The following is a 14,891-nucleotide window of genomic DNA, read 5'->3' as shown; positions in this document are numbered from 1 at the left end:
TTAATTCGTCGGCCAGTGTGATAAACCCCGCGAGTTGCTGCTCCTCCTATTCAAGCCTCCGCTAATTTCTGGCAAGGTATAGCGGCCTAACGAATAACAGATATAAGATCCTTGCCAGATGAGCGATTCCACCGCATTCAGCCTTGACGGTGTAGAGCAGGTCCCCCTGCGTCAGTTTACCGAAGAAGCCTACCTTAATTACTCCATGTACGTGATCATGGACCGTGCCCTGCCTCATATTGGTGACGGTCTGAAACCGGTACAGCGGCGTATTATTTATGCCATGAGTGAGCTCGGGTTATCCGCGGCTTCGAAACACAAGAAGTCGGCTCGAACCGTAGGTGATGTATTGGGTAAGTATCACCCCCATGGTGATAGTGCCTGTTACGAAGCCATGGTGTTAATGGCACAACCGTTCAGTTATCGCTATCCGCTGATTGATGGTCAGGGAAACTGGGGTGCTCCCGACGATCCTAAGTCGTTTGCGGCAATGCGTTACACGGAAGCGAGACTGGCCAAGTTCTCCGAAGTACTGCTATCAGAGTTAGGGCAGGGCACCGCTGACTGGCAGCCAAACTTCGATGGCACCATGAAGGAGCCAAAGGTATTGCCTGCGCGCCTACCTCATGTGCTGCTGAATGGTGTGACCGGTATTGCCGTTGGTATGGCGACAGACATTCCGCCACACAATATCAACGAAGTGGTTAATGCCTGTGTACATCTGCTGGATAACCCCAAGGCCGAACTAGATGCCTTGATGGAGTTTGTTAAAGGTCCAGATTTTCCAACCGAGGCGGAGATCATTACGCCTCGCAGTGAACTACAGAAGATTTACCAAAGCGGTCGCGGCAGTCTGAAAATGCGCGCCGTGTTCCAAATTGAGTCAGGCGATATCGTGATTCACGCGCTGCCACATCAGGTCTCTGGCGGCAAGATCCTGGAACAGATCGCGGCTCAGATGCAGGCCAAAAAGCTGCCGATGGTCAGCGACCTGCGCGATGAGTCCGACCATGAAAATCCCACACGACTGGTGATCTCGCCGCGCTCAAATCGAGTCGATGTAGAACAGTTGATGCAACACCTGTTTGCGACCACGGATCTGGAGCGCAACTACCGGGTTAACCTCAATATGCTCGGTCTGGATGGTAGGCCACAGGTTAAGTCGCTGGACCGCATTCTCAGCGAATGGTTGGAGTACCGCAAAACGACGGTTCGTCGCCGCCTGCAGTACCGTCTGGATAAAGTATTGGCGCGTTTGCACATCCTTGATGGTTTGCTTATCGCTTTCCTCAATATTGACGAAGTGATTGAGATTATTCGAAATGAGGATGAGCCGAAACAAGAATTGATGGCACGGTTTGGCCTCAGCGATAAACAGGCGGAAGCGATTCTCGAGCTGAAATTGCGTCACTTGGCCAAGCTCGAAGAGATGAAGATCAAGGGCGAGCAGACCGATCTGGACAAAGAGCGTCAGCAGCTTGAACTGACACTTGGCTCTGATCGCCGTATGAAGACGCTAATTAAAAAAGAACTGCAGGAAGTTGCTGAAAAGCACGGTGACGAGCGTCGTAGTCCGCTAGTTGAACGCATCGAAGCAAAAGCGCTGTCTGAAAAAGACCTGGTGCCAAGTGAAGCTGTAACCGTAGTGGTGTCTGATAAAGGCTGGGCCCGTTGTGCCAAAGGCCATGACGTTGATGCTCCGAATCTCAGCTATAAATCTGGAGACCAATACAAGGCATCAGCGGCAGGCCGAAGTAATCAGCCTGTGGTATTCCTTGATAGCTCAGGACGGAGTTTTGCTACCGATGCCCATACCCTGCCATCCGCCAGGAGCCAGGGAGAGCCGCTGTCAGGACGCTTTAGTATCGTTGCTGGTGAAACCATTGAGCATGTGTTGATGGCGACACCTGGTCAGCGTTATCTGATGGCCTCCGATGCCGGTTATGGTTTCGTTGGTAGTTTTGACAACATGGTCAGCCGCAACAAAAACGGTAAGGCACTACTGACGCTGCCCACTGGCGCCAATGTACTTAAACCATGCACTGTGAAAGATGTTGAGAGCGAGTTCTGTCTGGCCATCTCTAATGAAGGTCGCATGTTGGTGTTCCCACTGAGTCAGTTGCCAGAACTTGCCAAGGGTAAAGGGAATAAGATTATCAGTATTCCTTCTGCGCGCTCTGCGAGTCGGGAGGAGTATGTGAAGGTCCTTGAAGTGATCCCAGCAGATGCGGAAGTTACCCTGTGGGCGGGTAAGCGCAAACTGACCCTGAAGCCAGCGGATATTGAACACTATAAAGGTGAGCGTGGTCGTCGCGGTAACAAGTTGCCAAGAGGACTGCAGCGAGTTGACAGTGTTGAATGGACATTGGCATCGCCCAGCGACGATAGCGTCGATGGTGGCTCGGAGGATTCTGACCCTACCAATCCATCATCGGGAACAGGTGAAAGTGAAAACCTGTTCTGATCACTAGGGTCTGTTGGCCTTTAGTGTATGGATTTTGTTCGAATGAAACACGTTTTGAGCAAGAAATGAGCTACGTAACTTAGCGATCTAAGAAAGTAGCGAATGACGCAGCGCAGAACGTGTTTCAACGAATCCCATTTCCTTCAAAAGAAGGGGCAGCATTTGCTGGGAATTTATGCTTCGTTATCGGCTGCTTATTGAGGGCCACTCAACTTCACAGCCTCTGCCTCGCCTAAATCCCCAGCATATTGCTGCAAAAACATACAGCAAAGGTCAACAGACCCTAAATAACAAAGCGGCTTTAAAGCCGCTTTGTTATTACTTCGATACTTCCTGAACCTGTTTGTAGCCAGCAACCAAGTGCTGCCAATCACTTTCCTGCCAATACCAAGTGTCCACACGGCCAGCCTCCTTGCGACAGGAACGCAGTAATCGGTCGAGATTTGCTTGCTGCCACGCTGGCGATGGTTCGCGTTGTTCGCCACGGTCAAAATCGATCAGGTAAAGCTTGCCTGCGGCATCCCGCAGAATATTGTGAATGTTGAGATCTGCGTGATAGATACCCTGGTTGTGGAATGTCGCTATAAGCCTGCCGACCTGCTGCCACTCCTCCGGGGACATCGCACTGCTTTGCAACTGGTGATAGAGGTCCTGGGCGCCACTAATTTGCTCAATCAGGATATCTGCACGATACCAGAGAGCATGCCGTGAAATGCGACCAGCAATAGGTTTAGGAACCGGCAAGCCTTTGTCATGCATATCCAGCAGCAACTTAAACTCCTGCCAGACACGGGTTTTTTCACGACCAAAAAAGAAATAACTATCGTCACTCAGGTGCGCAACCAAGCCGCCACGTCGGTAGTGGCGAAGCACCCAGTTGTTGCCTTGGTAGTTAACAAAGTAAGTGGTTCCCCTGCCATGGCTGGTACCGGTCACGGCACCTTGCTGTTGCCAAAAGTTGGGAGTGAACCAGTCGACTTGCGGCGTGATTTCGAGACTGTCATTCCAAAGCAGGCAATCGGCGCCGAGGGTCTGGTGTTGCATTCACTAAGGCCTTGAATGGGTTGAGATCAATTAATACCAATCCGTATAAGAATATGACCATATCTTTATGCGGATTGGTATCATTGCCTATTTTATGTGGCGAAGCAGTTATATACCATGTTGGGATAAAGAATATCTCGAATAGCAGGTGAAAGGCCTGCTTGAACTGCAAGTATATGTAGAGATCAGAGGTGTCTATTGCCTCAACCAACGTATACTGCGCCCTCCAAAAAGGAACTAAGCGAGGAACCATGCTGGCTGTGATTCGGGTGTTGCTGATGCTCACCTACCTGATTATCTTCACCGTGCCCTGTGTACTGTTTTGCTTGTTGCGTCCGTTTCACCCTAATTTGATGCACTGGTGTGGCCGTCCATTCAGCTGGATGGTGATTCTTCTTGGTATGCGTCTGAGGGTTAAGGTTCCCGAGTCTGTCGCGCCGATTCAGAGTGCCGTTTATGTAGCCAACCATCAAAACGTCATTGATATTCTGGCGCTTGCGGGTGTATTGCGGCCACGCACGGTTTCAGTCGGTAAACAAAGCCTTGCCTATATTCCTCTGTTTGGATTGTTATACTGGGTCACGGGGAACATTCTGATTAACCGCAGCAACAGTCGCAGTGCGGCGGGCACTATCAAGCAAGTTGTTAAGGCGATTTCAGACAAACAGATGAGTGTTTGGATGTTCCCAGAAGGCACTCGCAGTCATGGTCGTGGTTTGCTGCCATTCAAGAGTGGTGCATTTCGTGTTGCACAAAAAGCAGGTGTGCCTATTGTGCCTGTCGTTGTGTCTGATCTGGAGCATGTCCGCTGGAATAAGTGGAATAATGGCTATCTCACAGTGGAGTACTTGGATCCTATCGCCATCTATCCCGAGGATGATGTGCGCAAGGTGATGAAAAGTACTCACGCACTAATGGCTGAACAGCTGGATCGAATTAACGGTAAGCCGACTGAAGACGCCCCTAAAACTGACGGTAACGCCCAAATAGGCTAGAATCCGCCGCATCTGAAACAGGGCCAATGCCCAGAGCCTGGAGCAACTATGTCTGAACTCGAACAAGAGATCGCAGAGCAGCTGGAAATTAACCGTGAAACGGTGGAAGCACTGCTGGAAGATGGCAGTGATGCAGACGCGGAGTATACGCTCGAACATCATTTTGCCAGCGATAACTTTGATCGTTTGGAGAAGCTTGCCGTTGATGCCTTCAAGAAAGGGTTCGAAGTAACAGATGCGGAAGAACTTGAGCTTGAAGAGGGCGGTATGCTGATCTGTTGTGACGTGATCGCCAAATCTCCGCTCAACATCGAAAAAATCGACCAACAAACTCAAGAAATGTTTGCCCTCGCCGAAAAGCATGATGTGCACTATGACGGCTGGGGTACCTATTTCATCGAATAATTCCCCCCTTTTCGACGACTGACGTACGACCTGCCGCAGATAATTGTGATGGAGTTATAGAAGTCAGCACGGTAACGCTATCAGTGCGTTTGATTGTGCTAACTTTTTAGCTCCAACCCCTTGGCTCAGCGAATAAAAAGGTCGTCGTTATGAGTTGGATCTACAACTTAAACTTTCGCGGTAAACAGCTTTTCCTATCCTCTCTCTTTGTTCTGGTTCTGTTTGTGGTTTCTGTGGTCGCCTATAGCGCCATCAGTGACTTAGTTGCCGAGAACGAAGAGATCAATAAAGAAACCATGCCACGGCTAGGATTGCTGTTACAGGCTGACAGGGACCTTTATCAAGCTCAGGTTGCCGAGCGTTCGCTGGTATTTGTGCCGCCCAATGACCCTTCATATGCGGTGTTTAAAAAGCAGCACAAAGAGAACATGCAGCAGAGCGCAGATCGCATAAACAAGTTTGCTGAACTGAGTAAAGACGACAAGTCGAAGCAGCTGTTCGAAAGCTATAAGCGTCTGCGCAGTACCTGGGAAAAGAGCACCCTGAAAGTATTGGCGATTGCCGATGCAGATTGGGAAGCCGCTAAAGAACTCAGCCTGGGTGATGCAGAAAAGCAGTTCCAGGCGATGCGTGACATCGTGGATCAGCTGACCGAACTGGTGGAAAGCCAGGCCGATCAACAGGTGAAAACCACTGATGAGCACGCCTCCTTTGCCTTAGCGCAGATTTTTATTTATGGCATCGGTGGTGCCATTGTCAGTGTACTGGTCGGGCTCTGGGTGGGCACTGTCGCAGGTAAAACCCTGTCCTATATCCGTGACCGTATGTCAGAAATTGCTGATGGTGAGGGAGATCTGACTCATCGTCTGCAAGTGGAAGGTAAAGATGAGGCTGCGCAGCTTGCTGAAACCTTCAATCGTTTTGTCACCAATCAGTCCGATCTAATCAAACAGATCCAAGCGTTGGTCGCTGGCCTCAATACTGAGCTGGAGCAGGTAAACAGCCTTGCTGATCGCGCCAAACAGGCGGCTAACGAACAGCAGGGTGAAAACGACCAGGTAGCGACTGCGGTGACGGAGATGGCAGCCTCGGTACAGGAAGTGGCCAGAAACGCTACTGATGCGGCTGAAGCGACTCACCAGGCTGATAACGACGTGGTTAACGGCCGAACTGTGGTTGATCAAACCATCGCCGGGATTGAGCAGCTTGCCGCAAATATTGAGCAGGCCGCAGGCGTGATTCAACGCGTGGAAGATGGCAGTAAAGATATCGGCACCGTGATGGATGTGATCAGCGGCATCGCCGAACAAACCAACTTATTGGCGCTGAATGCGGCGATTGAAGCGGCACGCGCTGGAGAGCAGGGCCGTGGTTTTGCCGTTGTAGCAGATGAAGTGAGAACCCTTGCGCAACGGACCCAGGATTCAACTAATGAGATCCGTGAGATCATTGAACGCTTACAAGCGCTCTCTCACGACGCGGTGCAGGCGATGGGTGAGAGTCAGGGCCGTGCGACCGAGTTGGTCGAACATGCGGGCCATACCGGACAGGTGCTTGAACAGATAACGGGTGCAGTGCAGGAGATCGCGGGTATGAATACCCAGATAGCCACGGCTGCTGAAGAACAGTCCAGCACCGCAGATCAGATTAGTGAAAATGTGGTTCGCATTAAACATATGGCAGAAGAGACCGATGCGATTGCCCAGGAAGTTTCTCACTCCAGTGTTAGAGTGCAGGAGCAGAGTGGTGATATAGCAGGTTTGGTAAACCGCTTTAAGGTTTAGTCATCACGTTTAAGAAAATAAAAAGCCGCCCTAATGGGCGGCTTTTTTAATCGTGCTTTTCTAATTCGCTAGAGTGCAGCGATCGTTGCTTTCTGTTCTTCCAGCTTGGCCAGCTGTTTCTCTGCATCTGCCAGCTTATCACGCTCCTTGGCGATAACGGCTTCTGGCGCATTGCTGACAAACTTCTCGTTGCTTAGTTTGCCTTTCAGGCGGCCCAGCTCTTTGCTCAGCTTTTCAGCTTGTTTTGCCAAACGAGCCAGCTCTGCTTCTTTGTCGATCAGACCCGCCATTGGGATCATCACTTCCATATCACCAACCAGCGCAGTGGCAGAGGCCGGTGCTTCTTCACCTTCAGCAAGAACTTTCACAGAAGTAAGTTTTGCCAAGGTACAGAGGAAAGCTTCGTTTTCTGTCTGTCGACGCTGATCATCGGCAGAGGCGTTGCGCAATAGCACTTCCAGCGCTTTATTTGGACTGATATCCATTTCGCCGCGAATATTACGAATACCGACAACGAACTGTTTAACCCACTCCAGATCCTGCTCTGCACTGTCATCAACCAAGTCAGCTTGTTTAGCCGGGAACGGCTGTAGCATCAGGCTGTCACCTTCGACACCCGCTAACGGTGCTACGCGCTTCCAGATGGTTTCGGTGATGAACGGCATCAGCGGATGCATGATGCGTTGAAGCTGTTCAAGCACGGTAACCAGCGTCTGGCGTGTACCACGTTGCTCAGCTTCGCTGCCTGATTGCAGTACAGGTTTAGTCAGCTCCAGATACCAGTCACAGAACTGGTTCCAGGTAAACTCGTACGCAGTGTTTGCAGCTAAATCGAAACGGTAGTTGTCGATATGCTGGCTGAACTCCTCAGTCATGCTTTGCAGCGCAGACAGAATCCAACGATCTGGCAATGATAGCGAAATGTCACCGCCGTTCTGGCCACAGTCCTGCTCTTCGGTGTTCATCAGCACATAGCGGCTGGCGTTCCAAAGCTTGTTACAGAAGTTGCGGTAACCTTCCAGGCGCTTCATATCCCAGTTGATATCGCGACCGGTCGATGCCAGTGCCGCCAAAGTGAAGCGCAGTGCATCAGTACCGTGCGATTCGATACCGGCAGGGAACTGTTTCTGAGTGCGTTTGGCGATTTTCTCAGCCAACTGAGGCTGCATCATGTTGCCAGTGCGCTTGTCCAACAGGCTGTCCAGTTCGATACCGTCGATCATGTCCAATGGGTCAATCACGTTACCCTTGGACTTAGACATCTTGTTGCCTTCGTCGTCACGGATAAGGCCGGTAACGTAAACGGTTTTGAATGGCACCTGCGGAGTACCGTCTTCATCTTTGATGAAGTGCATGGTCATCATGATCATGCGCGCTACCCAGAAGAAGATGATATCGAAACCCGTCACCAACACATCGGTTGGGTGGAAGGTTTTCAGGTCTGGTGTCTGCTCTGGCCACCCCAGGGTAGAGAAGGTCCACAGAGCTGAGCTGAACCAGGTATCAAGTACGTCGTCGTCCTGGCGTAGAACCACGTCATCATTCAGGCTGTTTTTGGCACGAACGTCGGCTTCGTCTGTGCCAACGTAAACGTTGCCTTGGTCGTCATACCAGGCTGGAATACGGTGACCCCACCATAACTGGCGAGAGATACACCAATCCTGAATATCGCGCATCCAGGCGAAGTACATATTCTCGTACTGCTTTGGCACGAACTGGATACGGCCGTCTTCTACCGCTTCAATGGCGGTTTTAGCCATCGGCGCAACACGTACATACCATTGGTCGGTGAGCATTGGCTCAATCACAACACCACCACGGTCGCCATAAGGCACTGTCAGTTCGTGGTCTTTAACCTCGTCCAGCAGGCCCAGTTCATCCATCGCGGCTACGATCGCCTTACGGGCAACGAAACGTTCCAGACCCCGGAACTGTTCTGGCAGCTGGCTCGAATAAACGTCGGCAGCTTCGCCATTGGTATCAAATACTTCTGCTTCGTCGCGGATCATGGCATCGAAGGTGAGTACGTTGATCATTGGCAGCTGATTACGCTTACCTACTTCGTAGTCATTGAAGTCGTGCGCTGGCGTGATCTTCACACAGCCGGTGCCTTTCTCCATATCGGCATGTTCGTCACCAACAATCGGGATCTTGCGATCAACAAATGGCAGTACCACATGTTTGCCGATCAACGCCTTGTAGCGAGGATCTTCCGGGTTAACCGCGACGGCGGTGTCACCCAGCATGGTTTCAGGACGCGTGGTAGCAACTACCAGATAGTCTTTGCCTTCGGCTGTGGTAGCGCCATCCGCCAGTGGATAGCGGAAGTGCCACATAAACCCTTTTTTGTCTTTGTTCTCAACTTCGAGATCAGAGATAGCGGTGTGCAGTTTAGGGTCCCAGTTCACCAGGCGCTTGCCACGGTAGATCAGGTCCTCTTTATAGAGGCGGATAAACACTTCCTGAACAGCGTTGGAAAGGCCTTCATCCATGGTGAAGCGCTCACGCTCCCAATCCACAGAAGTGCCCAGGCGACGCATCTGGCGGGTAATGGTGCCGCCGGACTCTTTTTTCCAGTCCCAAATCTTGTCGATAAAGGCGTCGCGGCCAAGTTCCTGGCGGGTAGGGCCATTCTCAGCGGCCAGTTTGCGTTCCACTACCATCTGGGTAGCAATACCTGCGTGGTCGGTACCTACCTGCCACAGCGTGTTCTTCCCCTTCATGCGATGGTAACGGGTCAGGGCATCCATAATGGTTTGCTGGAATGCGTGGCCCATGTGCAGGCTGCCGGTCACGTTCGGCGGCGGGATCATGATGCAGTAAGGGTCACCTTTGCCGGATGGGGCAAAGTAGCCTTTGGCTTCCCACTCTTGATAAAGGTCCTGCTCGATGTTTTGCGGGGTATAGGTCTTTTCCATAAATCTTTAAATATCAGCTAGCTGTGGCATTCGAAGCGGCCAACTCATAAGTGTCGATGGCCAGACCGGACGCACGATATTGTTTGTAACGCTCACGAGCCAACTGTTTGTCAGCGTCGTCAGCGGGTACGAAATCGATAATGAGGCGGGATTTTACCGCAAATGAAGGCACTTGTGGGCAGAGATTAATCAGAACCGAACGTTGGCCTTTGGGAGCGTGAGTACCTATCTCGACCGGGGCACCACCATTAGGGCCTTCGCCGACTAAATTGTGCGGAACAAAGCTGTCTGGCTCAAAGCTGAACAGCAATTCATCAACTGCTTCTGCCTGTGCTTGATCTGCCGCCAACATGTAGACGCGCTCTTTGTCTAAATAGCAGCGCTCAGCGATTTGGCAGGCGGAAGAAAGCAACACAGGCGCACTTGGCGCCTGTGTTTGTTCGGGAAGCAGGTAAAAAACCACCTGCGTCATTTTATTCTCCCAAAGTTTCGTCTGCGCGATTCAGCAGGAACTGCGTCAGCATCGGAACCGGGCGCCCTGTGGAGCCCTTGTCCTTGCCGCTGCGCCAAGCTGTACCGGCAACGTCGAGGTGTGCCCAATGATACTTTTTGGTGAACCGGGCCAGAAAGCAGCCTGCGGTGATCGCACCAGCAGGGCGGCCACCAATGTTTGCCATATCTGCAAATGGACTTTCCAGCATTTCCTGGTAGTCATCCCAAATTGGCAGACGCCATGCGCGGTCACCACTTTGCTCTGACGCATTGAGCAGCTCGTGGGCCAGTGGGTTGTGGGTACTCATCAAGCCGGTCGCGTGTTTACCTAAGGCAATCACACAAGCGCCAGTCAACGTGGCCACGTCAATCACTAACTCTGGGTCAAAACGCTCAACATAGGTGAGGGCATCACACAGTACCAGACGGCCTTCGGCATCAGTGTTCAGCACTTCTACCGTTTGGCCGCTCATGGTAGTGAGCACATCACCTGGCCGGTAAGCTTTACCATCTGGCATGTTTTCGCAACCCGCGAGAACGCCAATGACGTTAAGTGGCAGGTCCAGTTCAGCCAGTGCTTTCATTGTGCCAAGTACACCGGCTGCACCGCCCATGTCATACTTCATCTCATCCATGCCTTCACCCGGCTTGAGTGAGATACCGCCGGAGTCGAAGGTCAGGCCCTTACCGACAAGTACGATGGGTTGGGCATCGTTTTTAACATCCCCTTTATAGTGGATGATGCTCATTTGGCTTTCGTTTTCTGAGCCGCGCCCCACTGCCAGATAACTGTTCATGCCGAGTTCGGCCATTTCAGCTTCACCGACGACATCAACACTGACTTTGTCGTATTTGGCTGCCAGTTCGTTCGCTTGCTCGGCCAGGTACGCTGGGTTACAGATGTTCGGTGGCATGTTGGCAACGTTCTTACAGGTCTCAATACCTGCTGCCACACTCAATCCGTGACTGATTGCCTGCTCGCCAATCGAGAGTTCGCGGCGGGTCGGAACGTTAAATACCAGTTTGCGCAGTGGACGGCGGGTTTCGCCCTTTTTGCTTTTCAGCTGATCGAAGCTGTACAGGTTGTCGTGGGTGGTTTCTACTGCCTGACGAACCTTCCAATAGGTGTCGCGGGCTTTCACGTGTAGTTCAGTCAGGAAACAGACCGCTTCCATGGAGCCGGTTTCGTTCAGTGTGTTGATCGTTTTGCCGATGATTTGGCGATACTGCTTCTCATCCAGCTCACGCTCTTTACCACAGCCAACCAGAAGAACGCGCTCAGACAGTACGTTAGGAACATGATGCAATAGCAGCATCTGGCCAGGCTTGCCTTCCAGATCGCCGCGGCGCAGCAGGTTGCTGATATAGCCGTCACTGATTTTGTCCAGCTGTTCTGCTATGGGGGATAAGCGGCGGGGCTCAAATACGCCTACGACGACGCATGCGCTACGTTGTTTCTCCGGACTTCCGCTTTTTACACTGAACTCCATAGTGACTCCTCAAACCTTAAAGACAAACCAAGGTGTTTGTTACATAATGCGTGCGACGCATTAGTTTGTTAGTGATAAAGCCCGCTAATTGCCGCGAACTTTTGGTTATGTACTATAGTCGAAGTGGTGGCAAAAGCACTGATTTCAACCCGAAAAAATATAAAAACGGTGCGTTAGCTTAAATTTACGCTTAACGCATCCAAAATGAGCAGTTTGTAGGCAGAATATTCGTGATTCTTTTTCGCTACCTGGCCAAAGAACTTCTGAAAGCGCAGCTCACCGTGCTGAGTGTTCTCATGCTGGTGTTTCTCAGCCGCGAGTTCGTGTCGGTTCTAACCAAAGCCGCAGAAGGTAAGTACCCCGCCGATCTGGTTACCAGCCTGGTGTTACTCAACATGCCCGGGTTGATCCTGATGATCCTGCCGCTCAGTATGTTTCTGGGGATCCTGATTGCTCTTGGCCGTATGTATGCCGAGAGTGAAATGGTGGTGATGCGAGCCTGCGGTGTCAGTGAATGGTACGTGGCACGTGTTACCTTGGTGGTTGCCTTTTTCCTTGCTTTCCTCGGCGGAGCAACCAGCTTATATCTGAAACCCTGGGCCGAAGAACAACAGTTACAGATGCTTGAAGAGGCTGATGCCAGCGCAGGATTGCGTACCCTGGTGGAAGGTCAATTCAAACAAACCTTTGATGGCCGGTCTGTGGTCTTTGTTGAAAAGATCAGTCGTGACGGCAAAACCCTGTTCAAGATTTTCTTAGCGCGAACTCCCAAAATTAATGAGCGCCACAAGAATTTTGAGATCGTGGTATCCGATATGGGGGCGATCCAGGAAGCTGAAGGCGAGCCCAGCATGTTGCACCTGAGCGAGGGAACTCGCTGGGAAGGTAACCCACGGCGGATGGATTACCATATTGTCGACTTTGAAGAGTATCAGGTACTGCTCAAAGATTTCGATATCGACGAGAAAGGCCGCAAGATGGATGCGTGGCCGCTGACCAAATTGATGGAAGAGGGCTCTGTAGAGGCAAATGCCGAGATTCACTGGCGTTTAGCTGTGCCGCTCTCTATCCCGATTCTTTCTCTGATTGCAGTGCCGCTTGCTGCTGTAAACCCTCGTCAGGGTAAGTTTGCCAAGATGCTGCCAGCGATTTTGCTCTATTTGGGTTATTACGTGTTGTTGATGTCAGGACATAAGGCGTTGAAAGATGGTGCGTTGCCCAGTGGCTTGGGCCTATGGTGGATACATGGATTAGCTCTTTTCTTCGGTGCTGCACTCCTGATTAAGGGCCGTCCCTTGGGCGTCAGACTTATGGCGAGACTAAAAGGGAGACAGGCATGATTAAGCTGCTTGACCTCTATATCGGTCGAACCATTATCGCTACCTCTTCGCTCTGCTTGGTAGTACTGGTTGGTTTATCTGGCATCCTCAAGTTTGTGGGTCAGTTGCGCCGTGTAGGCAAAGGCACCTATGAGATGACAGATGCCTTGCTGTTTACCTTGTTGAGTGTGCCCCGTGATATCGAAATGTTCTTTCCCATGGCGGTATTGCTGGGTGCATTGATTGGCCTGGGCATGTTGGCGTCCAACAGCGAACTAGTGGTGATGCAGGCGGCGGGATTGTCTCGTTTGCAGATCACGGGGTCGGTGATGAAAACCGCCATCCCACTGATGCTGCTGGTGATGGCGCTGGGCGAGTATGGCGCCCCTGTCGCCGAGCGTATGGCGAAAGAGTTGCGGGCTCAGGAGTTATCCGGCGGTAGCCTGATTACGTCGGAACGAGGGATATGGGCTAAAGATGGCGACAGTTTTGTCAATATTGGTGAAGTGGTTGATGAGAACTCATTGGGGCAGGTCACCATTTATGAGTTTGACCGCAAGTTAGATCTGCACCGCATCGTTTCCGCGCGTACCGCGGAGTTCAAGGGCAGTGTTTGGCAGCTTGAAGACGTCAACTTCACCCAGTTTGAAGAGCTTAAAGTGAGTCATCGCTATCAGCCTACCGACTTCTGGAACTCGTATCTGACCCCTGAAAAACTCAGTGTGGTAACAGTGAAACCTGAAGCGCTGTCGCTGCAAGGGCTTTCTGACTACATTGCCTATCTGGAAAACAGCAACCAGGAGCCGTCCCGCTATCAACTGGCGTTTTGGCGCAAGTTGCTACAACCCATGACCATTGCTGTGATGATGCTGCTGGCGTTGTCGTTTGTGTTTGGGCCACTGCGATCAGTGACCATGGGGGCGAGGATCCTGATGGGAATTGTGGCAGGTTTCACTTTCTATATTTGTGAGCAGATATTCGGACCGATTGCGCTGGTCTACCAAATGCCACCGTTCCTGGGAGCTGCGCTGCCGGGTATCTTGTTTACCGGAGTTGCGGTGCTACTACTGCGGCGAAATACCTAGTTGCACCGACACTCTCTTCATTGGCAGGGCCTGAATATGCTAAACACCCTGCCAGTTTTTGAGTTGATTCGCCTCTTTGCTAAGCACAACAACCACACAATCCGCCATGTAATCTTGAAATGCGCGCTTTTGGCGGCGGTCAAAAATTACTAGAAGATTGCCCAACCCCATCGCTGCGGTAAACAAACGAATAAGTGCCTGAGTAAAAGTGATAGGCGTACCATCTTCATTTTGCACTTTCAGGCGCCAGGCGCGCATGCCAAGGGTTTGACCACTGCGAACCCAAAACCAGCAGAAAAAGCTACAGATACACACTGCCAGATAGAAACTGAACCAAGGCTGAACGCCCAGGTACTCAGCCATATCCTGATATCCTTCAAGTGAAATCAAACCGAGTTTTTCCAGTATTACCGTAAACAGCATGGCAACGGCGCCTGCAACCATATAAATGGCAGCAACCAGCAAGGCGTCGTATATAAAAGCGCCTAATCGACGCAAAAATCCGGCACGGGGAAAGTCAGCATGAGGGTGTTTTGGCATAGCTCGCTCTTATCAAGTTGGCGTTAGTGCGCAGCTAGTGTATCAGATGATTTTTCTTCGCTCTGTATGTTATTTGTGCGGTCGCGCAAACGGGGCTTGTCAGCGCAACATGAATACGTATAATGAGCGCACTTCGTTACTGGTGGACACCAATTCACCCCGGTAACGTCAGGCGGAAGCCTTAAAATTCATTGCCAGTGTGATGGAATTGGTAGACATGACGGATTCAAAATCCGTTGCCTTTGCGGGCGTGGCGGTTCAAGTCCGCCCACTGGTACCAAATTCGGAAACCCAGCCTTATGGCTGGGTTTTTTCGTTTTGGATTATCTTCTCGAGGAGCATTCCTTGATCTGCT

11 protein-coding genes and 1 tRNA gene are annotated in these 14,891 nt (G+C 51.3%); 7 read left to right on the top strand and 5 right to left on the bottom strand.

The genetic code is table 11. The annotated features are described in order from the left end of the window. Positions 1–118: 118 nt before the first annotated feature. Positions 119–2,464, top strand: a complete 2,346-nt coding sequence (gene parC / locus ABEA14_RS09640; RefSeq protein WP_345339755.1) for a DNA topoisomerase IV subunit A — start codon at positions 119–121, stop codon at positions 2,462–2,464. Between the two features lie 318 nt (positions 2,465–2,782). Here parC and ABEA14_RS09635 read toward each other — a convergent pair whose 3' ends face one another. Further along, positions 2,783–3,508 (bottom strand): 3-deoxy-D-manno-octulosonic acid kinase, encoded by a 726-nt coding sequence (locus tag ABEA14_RS09635; RefSeq protein WP_345339754.1) that lies wholly within the window; start codon positions 3,506–3,508, stop codon positions 2,783–2,785. A 251-nt stretch (positions 3,509–3,759) separates the two neighbouring features. Between ABEA14_RS09635 and ABEA14_RS09630 the strand changes: the two genes are divergently transcribed. The 3 genes from ABEA14_RS09630 (at position 3,760) to ABEA14_RS09620 (ending at position 6,692) form a co-directional block, all read left to right on the top strand. Continuing rightward, entirely contained in the window at positions 3,760–4,503 is a 744-nt protein-coding gene (locus ABEA14_RS09630; RefSeq protein WP_345339752.1) for a 1-acylglycerol-3-phosphate O-acyltransferase, read from the top strand. Positions 4,504–4,551: 48 nt separating this feature from the next. Beyond that, positions 4,552–4,908, top strand: a complete 357-nt coding sequence (gene rraB, locus ABEA14_RS09625) for a ribonuclease E inhibitor RraB (protein WP_345339751.1) — start codon at positions 4,552–4,554, stop codon at positions 4,906–4,908. 149 nt (positions 4,909–5,057) lie between these two features. Then, positions 5,058–6,692 (top strand): methyl-accepting chemotaxis protein, encoded by a 1,635-nt coding sequence (locus tag ABEA14_RS09620; RefSeq protein ID WP_345339749.1) that lies wholly within the window; start codon positions 5,058–5,060, stop codon positions 6,690–6,692. A 68-nt stretch (positions 6,693–6,760) separates the two neighbouring features. On the opposite strand, the gene ABEA14_RS09615 is transcribed toward ABEA14_RS09620, so the two are convergent. From ABEA14_RS09615 to pepA, 3 genes are read right to left on the bottom strand one after another with little or no spacing between them, the layout of a single operon-like run. After that, on the bottom strand, positions 6,761–9,610 hold the full coding sequence (locus ABEA14_RS09615; RefSeq protein ID WP_345339748.1) for a valine--tRNA ligase: 2,850 nt from the start codon (positions 9,608–9,610) through the stop codon (positions 6,761–6,763). A 13-nt stretch (positions 9,611–9,623) separates the two neighbouring features. Beyond that, the gene (locus ABEA14_RS09610) at positions 9,624–10,082 is read right to left on the bottom strand and encodes a DNA polymerase III subunit chi (RefSeq protein ID WP_345339747.1); all 459 of its coding nucleotides are present in this window, start codon (positions 10,080–10,082) and stop codon (positions 9,624–9,626) included. A gap of 1 nt (position 10,083) precedes the next feature. Next, on the bottom strand, positions 10,084–11,592 hold the full coding sequence (gene pepA / locus ABEA14_RS09605; protein ID WP_345339746.1) for a leucyl aminopeptidase: 1,509 nt from the start codon (positions 11,590–11,592) through the stop codon (positions 10,084–10,086). 230 nt (positions 11,593–11,822) lie between these two features. Here pepA and lptF point away from each other — a divergent pair, with 230 nt between their 5' ends. Together lptF and lptG are read left to right on the top strand one after the other, a co-directional pair. After that, a complete protein-coding gene (lptF, locus tag ABEA14_RS09600) occupies positions 11,823–12,932 on the top strand; it encodes an LPS export ABC transporter permease LptF (RefSeq protein ID WP_345339744.1) in 1,110 nt (369 codons plus the stop codon). Next, positions 12,932–13,996 carry an LPS export ABC transporter permease LptG gene (gene lptG, locus ABEA14_RS09595; protein WP_345339826.1) on the top strand — a complete coding sequence of 355 codons (1,065 nt, stop codon included), beginning with the start codon at positions 12,932–12,934 and terminating at the stop codon, positions 13,994–13,996. Before lptF ends, lptG begins: the two co-directional genes overlap by 1 nt. A 39-nt stretch (positions 13,997–14,035) precedes the next feature. Here lptG and ABEA14_RS09590 read toward each other — a convergent pair whose 3' ends face one another. Next, the gene (locus ABEA14_RS09590) at positions 14,036–14,536 is read right to left on the bottom strand and encodes an RDD family protein (protein WP_345339743.1); all 501 of its coding nucleotides are present in this window, start codon (positions 14,534–14,536) and stop codon (positions 14,036–14,038) included. 193 nt (positions 14,537–14,729) lie between these two features. On the opposite strand from ABEA14_RS09590, the gene ABEA14_RS09585 reads away from it, so the two are divergent. Further along, positions 14,730–14,816, top strand: a tRNA-Leu gene (locus tag ABEA14_RS09585). The last annotated feature ends 75 nt before the right edge of the window (positions 14,817–14,891 follow it).

Source organism: Corallincola platygyrae (assembly GCF_039544265.1).
In the GTDB taxonomy this organism is placed as follows: domain Bacteria; phylum Pseudomonadota; class Gammaproteobacteria; order Enterobacterales; family Neiellaceae; genus Corallincola; species Corallincola platygyrae.
Note: the sequence above shows the minus strand (reverse complement) of the source record. Positions and strands in the feature narration are given on the sequence as shown.